Source organism: Lysinibacillus capsici (assembly GCF_003367505.1).
Classification (GTDB): domain Bacteria; phylum Bacillota; class Bacilli; order Bacillales_A; family Planococcaceae; genus Lysinibacillus; species Lysinibacillus capsici.
In genome coordinates this window covers 1-14,851 of record NZ_PXXX01000011.1, presented here as the reverse complement: position 1 = coordinate 14,851, position 14,851 = coordinate 1, and the positions used below count along the sequence as shown (strand labels likewise).

14 protein-coding genes and 1 pseudogene are annotated in these 14,851 nt (G+C 37.1%); 7 read left to right on the top strand and 8 right to left on the bottom strand.

The genetic code is table 11. From position 1 onward, the window contains the following. Positions 1-28 precede the first annotated feature (28 nt). Genes C7B89_RS09215 through C7B89_RS09205 form a run of 3 tightly spaced genes read right to left on the bottom strand, consistent with a single transcriptional unit; the run spans position 29 to position 4,831 of the window. On the bottom strand, positions 29-2,821 hold the full coding sequence (locus tag C7B89_RS09215) for an ATP-binding protein (RefSeq protein WP_115673555.1): 2,793 nt from the start codon (positions 2,819-2,821) through the stop codon (positions 29-31). Beyond that, positions 2,814-3,176 (bottom strand): response regulator transcription factor, encoded by a 363-nt coding sequence (locus C7B89_RS09210; protein ID WP_054548630.1) that lies wholly within the window; start codon positions 3,174-3,176, stop codon positions 2,814-2,816. Before C7B89_RS09210 ends, C7B89_RS09215 begins: the two co-directional genes overlap by 8 nt. 23 nt (positions 3,177-3,199) lie before the next feature. Next, the gene (locus tag C7B89_RS09205) at positions 3,200-4,831 is read right to left on the bottom strand and encodes a diguanylate cyclase (RefSeq protein WP_066036814.1); all 1,632 of its coding nucleotides are present in this window, start codon (positions 4,829-4,831) and stop codon (positions 3,200-3,202) included. A gap of 243 nt (positions 4,832-5,074) precedes the next feature. Here C7B89_RS09205 and C7B89_RS09200 point away from each other — a divergent pair, with 243 nt between their 5' ends. Both C7B89_RS09200 and C7B89_RS09195 read left to right on the top strand, forming a co-directional pair. After that, on the top strand, positions 5,075-5,554 hold the full coding sequence (locus C7B89_RS09200) for a DUF6530 family protein (RefSeq protein WP_016994140.1): 480 nt from the start codon (positions 5,075-5,077) through the stop codon (positions 5,552-5,554). A gap of 17 nt (positions 5,555-5,571) precedes the next feature. After that, the gene (locus C7B89_RS09195; RefSeq protein WP_115673554.1) at positions 5,572-6,951 is read left to right on the top strand and encodes an MATE family efflux transporter; all 1,380 of its coding nucleotides are present in this window, start codon (positions 5,572-5,574) and stop codon (positions 6,949-6,951) included. A 275-nt stretch (positions 6,952-7,226) separates the two neighbouring features. On the opposite strand, the gene C7B89_RS09190 is transcribed toward C7B89_RS09195, so the two are convergent. Then, positions 7,227-8,021, bottom strand: coding sequence for a PhzF family phenazine biosynthesis protein (locus C7B89_RS09190; protein WP_115673553.1), 795 nt, complete (start codon positions 8,019-8,021; stop codon positions 7,227-7,229). Positions 8,022-8,177: 156 nt separating this feature from the next. Here C7B89_RS09190 and C7B89_RS09185 point away from each other — a divergent pair, with 156 nt between their 5' ends. After that, the gene (locus C7B89_RS09185) at positions 8,178-9,335 is read left to right on the top strand and encodes a Ger(x)C family spore germination protein (RefSeq protein ID WP_115673552.1); all 1,158 of its coding nucleotides are present in this window, start codon (positions 8,178-8,180) and stop codon (positions 9,333-9,335) included. A gap of 32 nt (positions 9,336-9,367) precedes the next feature. On the opposite strand, the gene C7B89_RS09180 is transcribed toward C7B89_RS09185, so the two are convergent. Continuing rightward, positions 9,368-9,892, bottom strand: coding sequence for a GNAT family N-acetyltransferase (locus C7B89_RS09180; RefSeq protein ID WP_048392959.1), 525 nt, complete (start codon positions 9,890-9,892; stop codon positions 9,368-9,370). A gap of 282 nt (positions 9,893-10,174) precedes the next feature. Here C7B89_RS09180 and C7B89_RS09175 point away from each other — a divergent pair, with 282 nt between their 5' ends. Both C7B89_RS09175 and C7B89_RS09165 read left to right on the top strand, forming a co-directional pair. Then, on the top strand, positions 10,175-10,480 hold the full coding sequence (locus tag C7B89_RS09175) for a hypothetical protein (protein WP_115673551.1): 306 nt from the start codon (positions 10,175-10,177) through the stop codon (positions 10,478-10,480). A 362-nt stretch (positions 10,481-10,842) separates the two neighbouring features. Continuing rightward, the gene (locus tag C7B89_RS09165) at positions 10,843-11,040 is read left to right on the top strand and encodes a hypothetical protein (protein WP_009371305.1); all 198 of its coding nucleotides are present in this window, start codon (positions 10,843-10,845) and stop codon (positions 11,038-11,040) included. An 8-nt stretch (positions 11,041-11,048) separates the two neighbouring features. Here the strand turns inward: C7B89_RS09165 and C7B89_RS09160 are convergent, their stop codons facing one another. Then, positions 11,049-11,534 carry a hypothetical protein gene (locus tag C7B89_RS09160; protein ID WP_115673550.1) on the bottom strand — a complete coding sequence of 162 codons (486 nt, stop codon included), beginning with the start codon at positions 11,532-11,534 and terminating at the stop codon, positions 11,049-11,051. A gap of 135 nt (positions 11,535-11,669) precedes the next feature. Here C7B89_RS09160 and C7B89_RS09155 point away from each other — a divergent pair, with 135 nt between their 5' ends. Next, positions 11,670-12,347, top strand: a complete 678-nt coding sequence (locus C7B89_RS09155; protein ID WP_244205612.1) for a hypothetical protein — start codon at positions 11,670-11,672, stop codon at positions 12,345-12,347. A 52-nt stretch (positions 12,348-12,399) separates the two neighbouring features. On the opposite strand, the gene C7B89_RS09150 is transcribed toward C7B89_RS09155, so the two are convergent. After that, entirely contained in the window at positions 12,400-13,419 is a 1,020-nt protein-coding gene (locus C7B89_RS09150; protein ID WP_115673548.1) for a serine hydrolase domain-containing protein, read from the bottom strand. A gap of 160 nt (positions 13,420-13,579) precedes the next feature. On the opposite strand from C7B89_RS09150, the pseudogene C7B89_RS09145 reads away from it, so the two are divergent. Then, positions 13,580-14,278, top strand: a pseudogene (locus C7B89_RS09145) (DUF421 domain-containing protein). A gap of 35 nt (positions 14,279-14,313) precedes the next feature. Here the strand turns inward: C7B89_RS09145 and C7B89_RS23420 are convergent. Next, positions 14,314-14,851, bottom strand: a 538-nt coding sequence (locus C7B89_RS23420) for a hypothetical protein (RefSeq protein WP_115673547.1), incomplete at its 5' end; no start/stop codon positions are given.

Genomic DNA, 14,851 nt, shown 5'->3' with positions numbered 1-14,851 from the left:
GCTACGGACAATGAATCAAGCTATCCTATTATTTCACAAACAGTTTTGATATTTCTTCAGGTGGATATGGTTTGGTTAAGTATTTTTTAATTTGAAATTGGTCCACCATTTCTTTTACCTCATCTAATGCTGAGGATATAATAATCGGTATCTCTTTTGTATGCTCTCTTTCCCTTAGTGCACGGACTAAATCCCAGCCGCTCATTTCTTCGCCCAGCATTATGTCAATCACAATACCAAGTAAAGGCGTATTGAGTGTATCTTCAAAAGCTTTTTTTGGGTCATGATGATGAATCACGGTAAAGCCCTTGCTTTTTAGCTCTTCAGACAACAATAGAGCTAAGCTTAAGTCATCCTCAACAAGCATAATGTTTAAGCCGTTGCTATCCTCCATTACATCCTCTTCATCGAAGGTGATAGTGTTATTTGCGAGTGGTAAAGTAAAGTACACAGTAGTACCTTGTCCCTCTTCTGACTCTATCCATATTTCTCCCTCATGCTTTAAGATGATTTCTCTACAAATGGAAAGACCCAGTCCAGTTCCTCCTATTTTACGTCTTAAACTATTATCGATTCGTTTGAATTTTTGGAACAACTGAGCAATATCCTGTTTAGATATGCCAATCCCCTCATCTTTTATACTCACTTGGATGCTATTATTTTTGTTTTCTAACAAAATCTCCACATCCCCACCTTGTGGAGAAAATTTAATCGCATTTCCTATTAAATTAATAAATAATTGGACGAGTCTATCTTGATCTGCATTGACATAGACCTCTCTTGCTTTATCAATTAGATGGACATTATGCTTTTGCTCATGTCGGAAGCGATTGACAATTTCAAAGGCTATTTCATTTAATTGTAGTGTCTCCATGTTATATTGCTGCTTGCCTGACTCCATTCGCTGTAAATCCAAGAAGTCATTTATAAGATTGGTTAGTCGTACCGCTTCTCTATGAATTGTATCGATATATTTATTTTGTCGTTCGGGTTTTATATTTTTCGTTAACAGAAGCTCTGTAAAGCCAAGTACGCTCGATAAAGGCGTTCGCAGTTCATGACTTACCGTACTCACTAATTCCGATTTCATTTGATCTACTTCATATTCTCTTGTAATATCACGATGCACAAAAATGGTGCCTACTTTTTCCTGTCCATCAAAAAGACAAGTTGCATACACCTCGACAAAGATTTCATGTTCAGCCGTCATACAATAGCGGCATTTTCGTGTCTCCTCAAAGCTCTCCATAATAGATGCCTCTAAAAATTCAATTAATTCATCAGGTTGGGCACTACATTTTTGAAAATGCTGTAGCCAATCCTTTTTAGGGATACTTGATTCTGTTGTCAAGTTAAGGAGGTTGACAATACCACATAGCGCTCTATTGATAAGAACGGTATCGCCTGTAGCAGAAACTAACTGGATTCCTTCGTTGACATTATCAATAATCGTTTGATTTAACGTCCTCGATTTTTCTACCTCTTCATACATAAGAATACGTTCAAATGCGATGGACACACGATTTAATAATCCGTTTAAACTATCTATATCCCGATCATTATGGGGATGCCCCTCTCGTGTCGCCATTAAAATAGCGACTAGCTCCCGTTTAGAATTAAACACGGAAGAATACAAGTCATAGGCATAATAAGACTCTTGTGCAATTCCTTTTTCATTTGCTGTCAATTGACGTGTAATAACAAAGGATTTTTCCTGCTTTAATCGTGCTTGTTTATCCATGCCAAAATTTTCAACTAGGGCTGCAGCAGATTGGTGTGATAAACCTTTTGTCGCATAAACATTGCCCTCCATCCAATACAGCACACTCGTATCATATTGATAAATGTCGTTTAAATAATTATGGAGATTATCGATTAGTTTCTGTTTATTTAACGTAAAGGTTAGTACATGATTTAATTGATTATACTTTTCTAAATAATTTAATGAATTTTGTAATTGTAGCTGATTTTCTTGAAGCTCGTCCTGCTGCGCTAAAAGCTCCTCATTTTGAGTAGTCAGTACCTCTTCCTTATCCTGAATGGAGAGTATCATTTTAAGAAATGAGTTCGCTAGAATGCCTAACTCATCCTCCTTTTGTACAAGATTACCTAAATCAATAGATTTCCCTGACGCCAAAGCGTTTGTCGCAAGTGTTAATTGTTCAATTGGTCGAATCATATTATTCAGCACTCTTCGTAAAATGACCCCAACAAATAGTAAAATGAGACCGCTAATCATGAGCGAAATAAAAGTAAATAATTGCCCCTGCTCCACTGTCTTGCTAAAAATTTGGTTTAAGGAGTGGTCTGTTTTTTTCTTATAGGATTTTGTATAGGCAATAAATTTATTGACAAGGTCATTTGCGCCACTATTCGAAAGCTCTCGCAAAGCCTCATAATCCCCCATCTTCGCAAAGCTTAACCCTTTTGGGAGAGTAACCGTTTTATAATTATAATGAAAATCAACTAGCTCATTATAGAGCCCTCGTTCTTCTTCCGTTAAATCCAGTTGCGAAAACTGCTGTAATAGAACTTCGAACTTCTCCAAATTTTCATACAATAGCTTTAATTCCTGCTCATTTTGAAAGGCATAGTAGCCCCTTGCTCGAAAAAATATGCCATTAAAATTTTCTTCCAATTCATCCACAAGCATTGATTTTTCATACATTTGCTCTCTCTTCTGCTGTAAGGCATTTTGACTTGCATTAACTACGACAAGAAAGGCAGCAATGATGATTAAAAAGCTAACAACTAGAAAAAGCAGCATTTTAAAGAATTGGCTGCGTATACTTTTATTCAGCAAGGGTGTCGACTTAATCATTTAAGATGTCCTCCACCAGGTTCATTAGCTTAATGGGACTAAACGGTTTGGACATAAAGTAATCTACCCCTAAGTCAAATACCTTTTGACGATCACTTTCCTGTGATTTTGCTGTCAGCATGAGAATAGGCATCGACATTTTAATCTCTTGTGGGAGAAGCTCGATCACCTCAATTCCTGTTAAATTCGGCATCATATAGTCGAGTATCATTAAATCATAGGAGCTTTCCATCATTTTTTTTAGGGCTTCTTCGCCATCCTCTGCCTCATCAATATCAAATTCTAAATCTTCTAATGTTTCACGTATTAACATGCGTAATATTTCTTCATCATCTACTACTAAAATTCTAGCCATCCTGTCTTTTTCTCCCTTTCCCATTAAAGAAACATTTGATGAATTAAACGAACAATACGTTCCGATACTTCAGCCACATTAAACGGCTTCACAATATAATCATCCGCCCCATTAATGAAAGCCTTCATGACGTATTCTTCCCCCACACGTGAAGTTAGCATGGAGACGATTACATTACTTGAAGCATGCTGCTCTCTTATCTTACTCAGCACCTCGATGCCGTCCATTTGCGGCAATATCCAATCTAATAAGATAATGTATTTGCATGCAGGGTCATACCAATTGGATTCCAGAAAACTAATGCCATCAGGAAATGATAATGTTTCAATCCTATAATCGTCATTTTCCTCCAAATGCTTAAAATGATTGGTAATCAGATCACGAATAATATACACATCATCAATGACAACGATCTTAATTTTCACCTTTCTTTTCTCCACAGCAGCTACGTTATCAAAGATGATCGTTTGATTTCTCCCTAATTGCTTGGCCGTATAAAGTGCTTGATCTGCCTCTTCTAGCATCTTTTTAGGATGTAAATTAGTAGAAGTGGCTTCCGCAATTCCACTCGAAAATGTAACATGGAAGCTAGTTCCATTTGCTGTAAATGTCTTTTTCTCCATGGAGGTACGAAGTTTTTCAATAAAAATAAATGCCTCTTTTTTAGTTGTACGAGGCATTAAAATTACAAATTCTTCTCCACCATAGCGACAAGCAATTTCTTCAGCTCCTTTTAGCTCCTTCACCAATGAAGCGAAACCCTTAAGCACCTCATCCCCCACTAGGTGACCATATGTATCATTTACTTTTTTAAAATAATCTAAATCGATAATCGCAATTGAAAAATGTTCTTTGTTTTGCTGATGGTGTTTAATGAAAAGCTTCATTTGCGATTCCATAAATTTACGATTATAAATTTGGGTTAATTCGTCAATGACGATAGCCTGTTCTAATTCTCTTTTATAGGCTAAGCGATTGGAAACATAAGCGATTAATAGCTCTTCATCAATGGGCTTTGCCATAAAATCCATAGCACCCATTTCCAATGTGCGAATACGATTTTCTTTACAATCATTACTACTAATCACTGTCACAAACATGAGCTCTTTTTTCGTCTTTTTAATATTGTCTAAAATAGAAAAGCCATTAGAATCTGGAAGCATGATATCTAGAAATACGATGGATGGTTGCAATTCATAAATTAACGCTAATCCTCGTTTACCATTATGAGCTGCAATGACAGAGTAGCCCTTTTTCTCTAAAACATTTTTTAAATAGGAAATAAATACAACATCATCATCTATTATCAGAATAAAATCTTGTTTTGCTGGATTTTTAATGATGGTTGTAGGATGTTCCATATGTTGTGTCATTGAATCATTTTCTTTATAAAAATGAACGCTTTCAATAAATGGAGCAAGAAACTTTTTCCATTCTGATTGGGTCCATTGCTTGTTACTATCTTCATTCAAAAGCTCTAGCTTTTCACGAGCAATCGACGTTAATTCATGTAAACCGATTGATCCAGCGGTGCCTTTTAACGTATGTAAAAATGAATAGAGCTCGTCTTCTCTAACAAAGTCACTATTATCCCATTTTTGTAAATTTTCACATATACGTGTATAAACCATTCGGTGATATTTAGCTGTTTCCATCCTATTTCTCTCCAATCAATCATACTTCTATAAATTATAACTTACTATTTTGTAAAAACCACGGCAGATTTTGAACGTTTATTGTAATGAATCCCTTACTCTAAGCCCATCTTTAGCTGGTCTTAAAAGAAAGGGTTCAAACTTTGCTCTTTTGGATTGACTTATAGAAACGTTTAATGTTAAATTTACTAAAGCAGTAATTTACTAAATTACTAAATTCGAAATGATAAGGAGTACGGATACATGAAAATTCCAACACATTTAAAACATAAACCTGTCATCGTGGCAGAAAATTATGCCAATATTGATGGGCGCACGGCTTATCAAACAGATGCACAAGGGCTTTCCCTTGGTCTGGCACAATGGAATGATCGAGGAAAGGTTGATATTTCTGCGAAGGTTTGGCGGCATACAGGTGGCAAGTGGTCTCGCCAATCAGAAGAACTTCCCCTACACCGCGTACTTGATCTCGCTATTTTAGTGTGTGAAACGGAACTTTATTTTAAGGAGGCTTATCGTCATGAGCATTTATATGATGAAGAAAACCCTGTAATTAATCGTGTAGGCTTACAGGGAGATGCCATGACAGTGGAAGTTTGCACAGAAAATGAACAGATTAAAGAGGATATTCAGCTTTTTCAGCAAGCACTTAATAATGATGGTGAGCTAATTGGTGAACGCCTACGCACACTTTCAAGAATCTTAAAAGAAATGGGTTATTAAAACTCAAGAGGAACTTAATGATGAACGAACAAATGTTACAGGATGATCAACAGCTACGCAAAGCTTTTTTAAATTTCTTAATTCCCGTGATGCTAGCGAATGTGCTGCAATCTGTTGGCCAAGTTTTTGCTATGTTTATCGTCGGACGCAATTTAGGGGTCGATGCCCTAGCAGCCATTTCGGCATTTTTTCCATTTTTCTTCTTTTTAATGGCCTTTGCAATTGGCATTGGTTCAGGAAGCTCTATTTTAGTCGGGCAAACATTTGGGGCTGGTAATCATGCCAAAATGAAAGAGGTTGTTGGTGTAACACTCGCCTTTACAACTATTTTATCCATCGCTGTCGCGATTTTTGGTGGCTTTTTCATCGAATGGATTTTACGTTTTATGCAGACACCTGCGAATATTTTAGACATGAGTATTAGTTATGCCCAAATACTTTTCTTCACGTTACCGATTATGTTTTGGTATTTGGTGTATACAACCTTTATGCGAGGAGTCGGCGATTCCAAAACACCTTTTCTATTTTTAGTAATTAGTGTTGTGTTAAATATCGCCTTCCTCCCCCCTTTAGTATTCGGATGGTTGGGGTTGCCTGCGTTCGGCTTAAATGGGGCTGCCTATGCTTCTGTGTTATCAAACCTGGTGACAATGATTCTGTTGTTAGCCTATTTGCATAAGACAAAGCATTTACTACGTTTTGATAAAACAATCTTACAGCATTTTAAATTAAAGAAAGATATTTTATCGTCCTTATTAAAGCTAGCCATTCCATCCAGTATTAGCATGGTTGCCATTTCAGTAGCCGAAATTGCCGTTATTGGCTTTGTGAATGGCTATGGTTCGGATGCTACTGCCGCTTATGGCGTTGTCAATCAGGTAGCTAGCTATGCACAAGTCCCAGCAATGAGTATTGCCATTGCAACATCTGTCTTTGTAGCACAGGCGTTAGGGGCTAATTCTACAGAGATGATTAAAAAAATCCGTCAAATGGGTGTGCGCATTAATTATCTTCTAGGTGGCGCGATCATACTCATTATGTATCTGTTTGCAGAGCCTATTTTGGCTTTCTTTATCGATTCACATGAGACTGTGCTTATTGCCAAGAATTATTTATATATCGCCTTTTGGAGCTATTTAATTTTCGGACACACACAAACTGTTTCTGCTACAATGCGTGCCACTGGTGTCGTATTATGGCCAACTATCTTCTTAGTCATTACGATTTGGGTTGTACAGGTACCATTAGCGTTCCTATTATCTCACCATACGTCACTAGAACTAAATGGCGTTTGGTTAGCCTATCCAATCACCTTCTGCGTCCACTTCATTATGCAATATGCATACTTCAAGCTAGGCTGGCAAAAACGAACATTAAAAGCTATGCTGAGCGAATAAAATGGAAGAGGGCATGCCATATGTGCGTGCCCTCTTTTTATTATGGCAACAAAATAACCAGGCACTCAAAATTGAGCCCTGGTCATTTTGTGAAAAGTGAATGTTACTACTTGCTTTAGTTCTTTTGTATTCTACTAATAGAGTAGTCGTTTAACATTGAAAAAGGTTACAACAAATTTCGAATTTTTTTCTCACTTTTTAGCAGTTACCAAAATAAGGCGAAATATAGAAAACGAACTGTATACTTTGAATACAAATCTCCTTCTAAACCGTATCTAGATGTTTAATTCTCCTTGCAATGCTGTAACTGCTGCGCCTGCGATCAATACCTTGTTGTGATGAGGAGCCACATAGATTACACCTCCACGTTTAGAAAGCTGCTTGCTGACAAGTTGTTGTTTAGATAATTTCTCACACCAATAAGGGCCTAGTGCGCCATGACTTGATCCATTTACCTGATCCTCATCAATGCCTTGTGCTGGAGAAAAAAAGCGAGATACGATATCGATGTCTTCTTCCTTCGCTTGACTAGTTAGACATATACCTCGAACAGGAAACTGCTTCATCGCAGAAAAGTCAGGTTCAAACTGTACAATTAGGTCTTCATTGCCTACTTCCACGATATAATCCAATTCGGTCCTCCCTACAAAGATGGGCTTACATCCTAACCAGTCCTCCAATGCTGAAGGACATTCCATTTCAGCAATTGGATACGTTTTGATGGCGATTTCCACTCGTTCATGTTGCCACTTGGCATGTAAAGGACCACTTGCTGTATGAAATGTAATTGTGTGCTCCTTTGGCACAATTCCTTGTTGCCAAAGGACAAAGGCACTAGCAAGGGTGCCGTGACCACAAATGGGTATTTGCCTATTTGGCGTAAACCATTTCAGCGTAAATTCAACCTGTCTTTTTTCAATAAAGGCTGTTGTCGGGACAGGTATCTCCTGTGCAATTTTTTGCATGGTCTCCTCAGAAACTTCTTCATCTAATAGACATATTGCTGCAGGATTCCCTTTATATAGCTCATTCGTAAATGTATTAATTAGCCAATATGAAATACTAGTCACCGTTCTCCCCTCCTTGCCTCATCATACCTGAAAATTGTTTCATTGGATATAATTTTCCAAATACTATTTCCTCAGCTAGCACTTTATAAAAAAGCCATCTTTTGTCTAAGCTAACACTATAAAATACAACTGAAGAGCAATTCGAGTGGAGAAACCATGAAAACTTATTTCAAATTTTTATTGATCATCGGATTGACGACATTACTCGCAGGATGCTGGGATATTACGGAGCCGCAAAGAATGTACTATATAAATGCAGTAGGTGTAGACTACGAAAACGACGAGTATATTGTCTATTTACAAGTGATTAATTTCGCTGATGTCGCGAAATCTATACAACCTAGCGCAACGGTGGCGCCTGCTGAAGTAGGACGTGCCACTGGTAAAACAATAGAAGAGGCAATTTACAAATTATATCGCTCCTCGGATCAAGAAATTTTTTGGGGGCATATGCGATATATGATTTTTTCAGAGCAGGCTATGGAAAATGAACACATTATTCCTGTCATCGATACATTCATACGCTTTCGTGATACTAGGTATCAAATCTGGGTGTATTGTACAAAAAACCCAGTTGAAGACATATTGCTTGTCACACCAATCTTAAGAAATTCGTTATCCTCATCAAAATTAAGTAACCCAATCAACCCAACAGAACAAGAAACATTTATCGAACCAAAAGACTTAAGAGATGTTGTCATTGGCTTAAATGAGCCAAGTTATGAAGTAACAATTCCTTATGTGTCCATTAAAGACGATTGGGAAACAGATGAGGAGCAAGTTGAGGAAACCTATTTTTCAGGGGTTGGTGTCCTATCGAAAGATGGCTTTAAGGGGTTCGTGCAAGACACTGCGGCTCGCGGCAGTCAATGGATGCATAACTATACAAATCGTGGGGAGATTACCTTTCAATTAAACACAAGTGACCAGGAAGAACTAACGGTCAGTATTGAGAAAATACATGTCGATGTGGAACCACTTGTCAAACAAGAGGCTGTTACATTTGAAGTCAAATTGAGAATCAATGCGACCATCAATGGTTTTAAAGGAAAAGTAACCGAACAGGAGCTGAGAGAGCTTATTGTAAAAGAAGTGAAAAAGGAAATTCAGGAAACCTATAAAGAAGGTCTAAAATTAGATGTGGATATCTATCGATTGTCAGAATATCTCTACCGCGATAACGTCAAGGCTTGGAAAAAGCTTGAGAAAGATGGAAAAATCCCATTATCAGAGGATTCAATTAGTAAAATTGATGTGGATGTAGCCAAAATCAATCCAGGTCGAAAAACTTTTACAGAAACAATAAAAAAATGACCAGATGTCCTCATAGGAATCTGGTCTCCCTATTATTTTATAAGTGAGTATATATAAGTATCATGGGGCACATTATGTTGATGCATATATTTTTTTAATAATCCTTCTTGTTCGAAGCCTATTTTTTGCAATAGTAGATTGGAAGCTTCATTTTCTTTAAATACAATGGCTCCAATACGTACTAAATCCATTTCTTCAAAACCATAGGAAATAGCTCGTTTAACAGCTTCCTGAGCATAGCCATTTCCCCAATATTCAGGAAAAAGGGCGTAGCTGATTTCCGCTCTTCGATGCTCTATTGACCACTCTTGAAAGCCGATTGTACCAATAATTCCTTCTTGATCCTTTAATGCAATGCCCCATTTAATACCACGTTTTTCGGCAAAATTGTTGGCAAAATTTTGAATGATTTGCTGCACTTGAACTAAGCTGGTTAAAGGTTGTTGTCCATAATGGCGCAAAACTTCAGGATTCGAAAAGCACGCAAGAAGAACTTGTCCATCAGAACTCGTCAATTCCCTTAACACTAATCGTTCAGTATGTAAAATTGGAAACATCATATACCTCTTTTATTGTAGATTTATTAATCAAATTTTACATTTGTCAACTAGCTATTGCAATCCCTATTTCCATTTGATGCCACTTTGTTAAAAGGACAAGGCTAGTTGCCCTGTCCTTTTTGTGCGTGTTAGTTTGCTTGTGCATCCCGACAGTGTAAGTCTACCAGAGCTATCTATACACTCTCTCTACAAATCCCCAATGTTGCACACTACACTACTGTATAAAATTTCCCTATATGTCCACAATAAGTTCAAAATAGTCAATGAGAGGTGAACAGAATGGAACACTTTCCACTCATACATACAAATTTTGGGGATGCCGTCGTTGCAGTCCCTGTAGTTATGATGATTACCCAACTCATTAAGAAAATGTGTCATATAAAGCCTTTTTGGGTTCCAACCATTGCACTAGTTGTCGGCTTATTCATTTCTATTTTCATCAGCCACCGACATAATCTTCTTGCAGGACTATTCATGGGCTGGTTTTATGGCTATGCAGCAATTGGAAGTTATGCCTCCTTAAAAACTTCTTATCTTACCTATAAGCAAAAGAAGAGAAGAAAACAGAAGTATACTGCTCCTTAATGGTAACTATTGCACCTACATGCACAAAAGTTTATACTAAATTTTAACAAAAATACTTTATAAATTTCATACTTGTTACATTACCTTTTGACAATTAGATATACTAAATATGACGGCAGCAATCACTCTTGAACTAGCAAAAGAACAAAAGCTGAAACACCGAATGAACAAATAATCTAACCGTTAAAACAATTGCTAGAAAATTATGCTACTTACACTGTCTCTATTCATGATGATTCAGCCGACAGCATTTTCTATTCTTTTTACCCAAAGATAAAAAATTTATTTACAAATATCAACGACATTCAATTTCTAATAATTGGCTCATAAATGTACACGCTAGAAAACGGAGGAAAATCAACGTGTCTAAACTCATTACGTTTACCTTTAATACGAAATATACCGATCAAATTCAGGAAACATTTTCGTTTGAACAATTAGGGATTAATGAGCAATTACCTAGCGATGAAATAAAAAAACAAATTGATCATCTATTTAAAAATTGGGTATGTGATCGTCTCAACCTATCCTATAGCATCGTTGTAGAAGAGAATGAATGACCGTTGTATCACCTTTTACTTTTGAATTTCTTTACTTGTTCTCGCAAAGTGGTAATGAAGACTCGGATTTGTTCCATCTTCACAATAATACATAATGCAGGCCCACATTCTCTTGCACCATGATGATTCTTCTCATAAGCATCTAGTACAAACACTAATTTATAACGTTGCTCTGCTTCCTCCCTCTCCTCTTCAGGAATTTGAAAGATACCGTATCCAGGAAAAAAATATTCACCATAATGAGGGATATGATAGATGCATAGGCCAGGATCATGCGGCTCCAGCATACTTAAATAAGCAGGCTCCAATTGTGTTATGTCTTCTAATAATTGAAGGAAATCTCTTTTTAAACAATAAATCTCAGTATTTATCGCTGGGAAAGCTGGCCCAAAGCGAAATTCAATACGAAACTTTACACTTTCCTCGTTCACCATTAAAATATCTAGCTCTACCTCACAACTCGGATGACTCGAATCATCTTTTAAAATTGCCACTATACCGCCCCTTACACTTGCTTAATCGTTGTTCTATCTACAATATACTAGGAAATTATCATTTTACCAAAAAAAACGAAATTATACATATTTATGTATGGTATAATAGATTTTATTCATTTTTGGGAGGTGAAGGTGTTGAAAAGATATTTGTTGACAAGCATTGTAGTAGGAGCCATCTTCCTAACAGGCTGTGAAAAGGATGACAAAGCAGCCTCACCACTATCTACATCAGTAGATAAACAAATAATAGCAATGGAATCTGTCATGGCACCTGTTCCATTAGTTTTAACGCTACCACAGAAAGAATACTACTATAAAGAATATTCGGCTATTGTCAATAAACTAAATGAAGAATATGGTACAGGCTTTAAGCTAGATCCCATTACAACATTTTCAGCAAATTATTGGCTTGAATTAAAAGATTTTGAAGACATGTTAAAAGGCAGAATAGACACTTCTTATGTCGTGGCCGATAATAAGGAAGTTTTTTCTCCAGTTAAAGTACCAAAATTCGTTGAATTACATATGGGGGCACATCGAACAATCATTCGTGTTGATGGTTCATTTGACACCCAACTAAGCATGGACATTCCTGGTGGAAGACAGTTATTTTCGGTTATGCATTCCTTGTCTTCTAAAATTGAACAGGGTAAAGGCTACTGGACGCAAACGGGGTATGACCCTTCCATTAAAGATCATGGCAGTGCTTACAATATTGCAATCGGTGGTTACTATTCATATAATGGTGTATCCTCACCTCATATTATTGAGATCGAGTATTATTGTAATATACATGGTGGCATTACTTAATAACTAGCAATAGGCTTGCCTGTAATCTTTTTCACAGACAAGCCTTATTCTTTTATAGGATAGCCTCTATTCCTTTCATCATATCAAGAGCGCCCTTAGATTTATTGGAACATACGACAACTTTGATGGAAGAAGCAGGATAATAGGCTGAATGAAAGCACACGCCAGGATCATACCCCATCACATGGTATTTTAATATTGCTTGTTCACTATTCTTCTTAATCCATACACCATAGCCATAACTATCATTTTCATTCAGTTCGACATGAGGCATTAGCAGTTGATTCGTTAACTCTTCATTTAAAAGTTCGAAATTCATAAGTGCACTCCAGAACTTTGCCATATCCTTCCCTGTTACGAATGCTCCCCCATCGGAACCCCCTTTTACAGGTAAAGAATAAATATTTGTTTTCCAAGTTCCATCTGGGTTGTCTATGTACCCTAATGCTGTATTAGCTGGCAAAGAATCTAACGAAAAATAGCCTGATTCCGTCATATTCACCCGATCGAAAAGATGTTGTTGAATGTAAGCGGAAAAATCCATACCAGTTGCATTCTCTACAATTAACCCTAATACAATATATCCTGCATTATTATAGTGAAATCGCTCACCAACTTTATACTTCATTGGACGATTCTGAAATAATGGTAAAAAATCTCGCAATGTTCGAAGCTGGTACATCGGATTTTCAACCCATAACGCTTCAAAATTCTCCATTTCTTCCTCATCAAAATAATCGGGTATTCCTGACGTATGTGTTAGCAGATGAGCGATGGTTACTTGCTCATCGAAGTGCTTAAATAGTTGAGGCAGACAATCGCATAATTTCGTATCAAATGCTATCTTCCCTTTTTCGATAAGCTGACAAATAGCGACTGCAGTAAAAATTTTACAGCCAGAGGCAATGCCAAAACGAGTTTTGGCATGATTGTCGATTTGTTCTGAGCGATTCGCATAGCCAAAACTTTGGCTGACTAAGGCAACCTTCTCCTGATTTTCCACTAGCACCGTTCCTGAAAAATTAACCTTCTCTTGTATGTCGATAAGAATATTTTGTAATTTTGTTTGCATAGATATTCTCCTGATTTTCTTAAAATTACTAAATAATAGCTTTTTTATTTTAACAATATCGTTTTGAACATATTTTTACAAGTCTATTTCGTTTCAATCCAGAAGATCCGCATAATCATGTAACGGAAGGAAACAATAAGAAAAAAGGAGATGTGTCGCTGTGGAATTTTTTCATAGTCAAGAATCACTTACTGCTACTCAATGGATTCTCCGAGCCATTGTCGCTTTTTTCTTCCTACTTTTCGCAACAAAAATTATGGGACAGCGCTCTATTTCTTAGTTAAGAATGCTGGATTTTGCAATGGCTATCACACTTGGGAATATTATCGCACATCCCTTATCTGGTGAAGGTTTAGGAATGAAGGGTTCCATGATTACCATGGCCGTTTTAGTTGCGCTCTACCTCATCGGTGTTTTTTTGAGCCTAAAATGGGTTGCCTTTCGTCATTTGATAGACTCCCCGCCGATTCCCCTGATTAAAAATGGGCAAATTATTAGCGCCAACTTACAAAAGGCTAGAATATCTGTTGATTTACTTTTATCAGAGTTAAGAAAAGAAAAAATTGAAGAAGTTCAAAATGTAGCACTCGCTTTATGGGAACCAGACGGATCGATCTCTAGTTTTTTGCATACACCCTACCAAACACCAACACGAGCAGATATAAGTGTACAGTCTAATCCTTTTTTTCTTCCCACGGTTCTTATTAAAGAGGGAAAAATTGATTACCATGAGTTGAATAAAACAACGCTAACCGAGAGTTGGTTAAAAGACCAACTATCAACTTATAACATTGATGTAAAGGATGTCCTATTGGCAACAATCAACCAGAATAATAAATTGCATATTTTCCCTTATTAACTTCCCCTCCAAAACTCAAAAGTTAAAACGCTTAATTAAACTGTATTAAAAAGTATCGTTGCTGAAACACCGTTTGAAAATGCTCCTCCCGTTGTACTTACTTGTACAGAAAGAAGTGTACAACTATTAACTGGGTAATTTGCAATCACTTTTGCACAACAATTGGGTGTTGTAGATGAATTTGGACCTGATACGCTCGCAATGATACCTGTAGCAACGCTAGTAAATCCGCAATTTGTGCTGATAAATATTTGTGCTGAAGCGGTTTGACCTGCGATGAGAGCATGGTCGCGAATATTCAATGTTAAGCTTCTAATTGTAGCATTTTCAGGAATAACAATTGAACTTCTCACGAATGAAGCTGACGAATTACCAGTACCAAGAAAATCATTATTACCAACTGATTGATCTGTAGAGAGGAAAACTTCCATCAAACCTGAACCACTTGGACCTGTTGTTCCAGTAACACCTGTAGTCCCTCTTGCGCCAGTCGCTCCTGTGCTTCCTGTTACGCCTTGGACTCCTGTCGCCCCTGTTATTCCCTGTGAACCTGTTGCTCCTGTACTTCCTGTT

Excerpts from the sequence above, each read along its gene's own strand:
- C7B89_RS09215 (WP_115673555.1), bottom strand. The coding sequence starts at position 2,821 with ATGATTAAGTCGACACCCTTGCTGAATAAAAGTATACGCAGCCAATTC.
- C7B89_RS09210 (WP_054548630.1), bottom strand. The coding sequence starts at position 3,176 with ATGGCTAGAATTTTAGTAGTAGATGATGAAGAAATATTACGCATGTTA.
- C7B89_RS09205 (WP_066036814.1), bottom strand. The coding sequence starts at position 4,831 with ATGGAAACAGCTAAATATCACCGAATGGTTTATACACGTATATGTGAA.
- C7B89_RS09200 (WP_016994140.1), top strand. The coding sequence starts at position 5,075 with ATGAAAATTCCAACACATTTAAAACATAAACCTGTCATCGTGGCAGAA.
- C7B89_RS09195 (WP_115673554.1), top strand. The coding sequence starts at position 5,572 with ATGATGAACGAACAAATGTTACAGGATGATCAACAGCTACGCAAAGCT.
- C7B89_RS09185 (WP_115673552.1), top strand. The coding sequence starts at position 8,178 with ATGAAAACTTATTTCAAATTTTTATTGATCATCGGATTGACGACATTA.
- C7B89_RS09180 (WP_048392959.1), bottom strand. The coding sequence starts at position 9,892 with ATGTTTCCAATTTTACATACTGAACGATTAGTGTTAAGGGAATTGACG.
- C7B89_RS09175 (WP_115673551.1), top strand. The coding sequence starts at position 10,175 with ATGGAACACTTTCCACTCATACATACAAATTTTGGGGATGCCGTCGTT.
- C7B89_RS09150 (WP_115673548.1), bottom strand. The coding sequence starts at position 13,419 with ATGCAAACAAAATTACAAAATATTCTTATCGACATACAAGAGAAGGTT.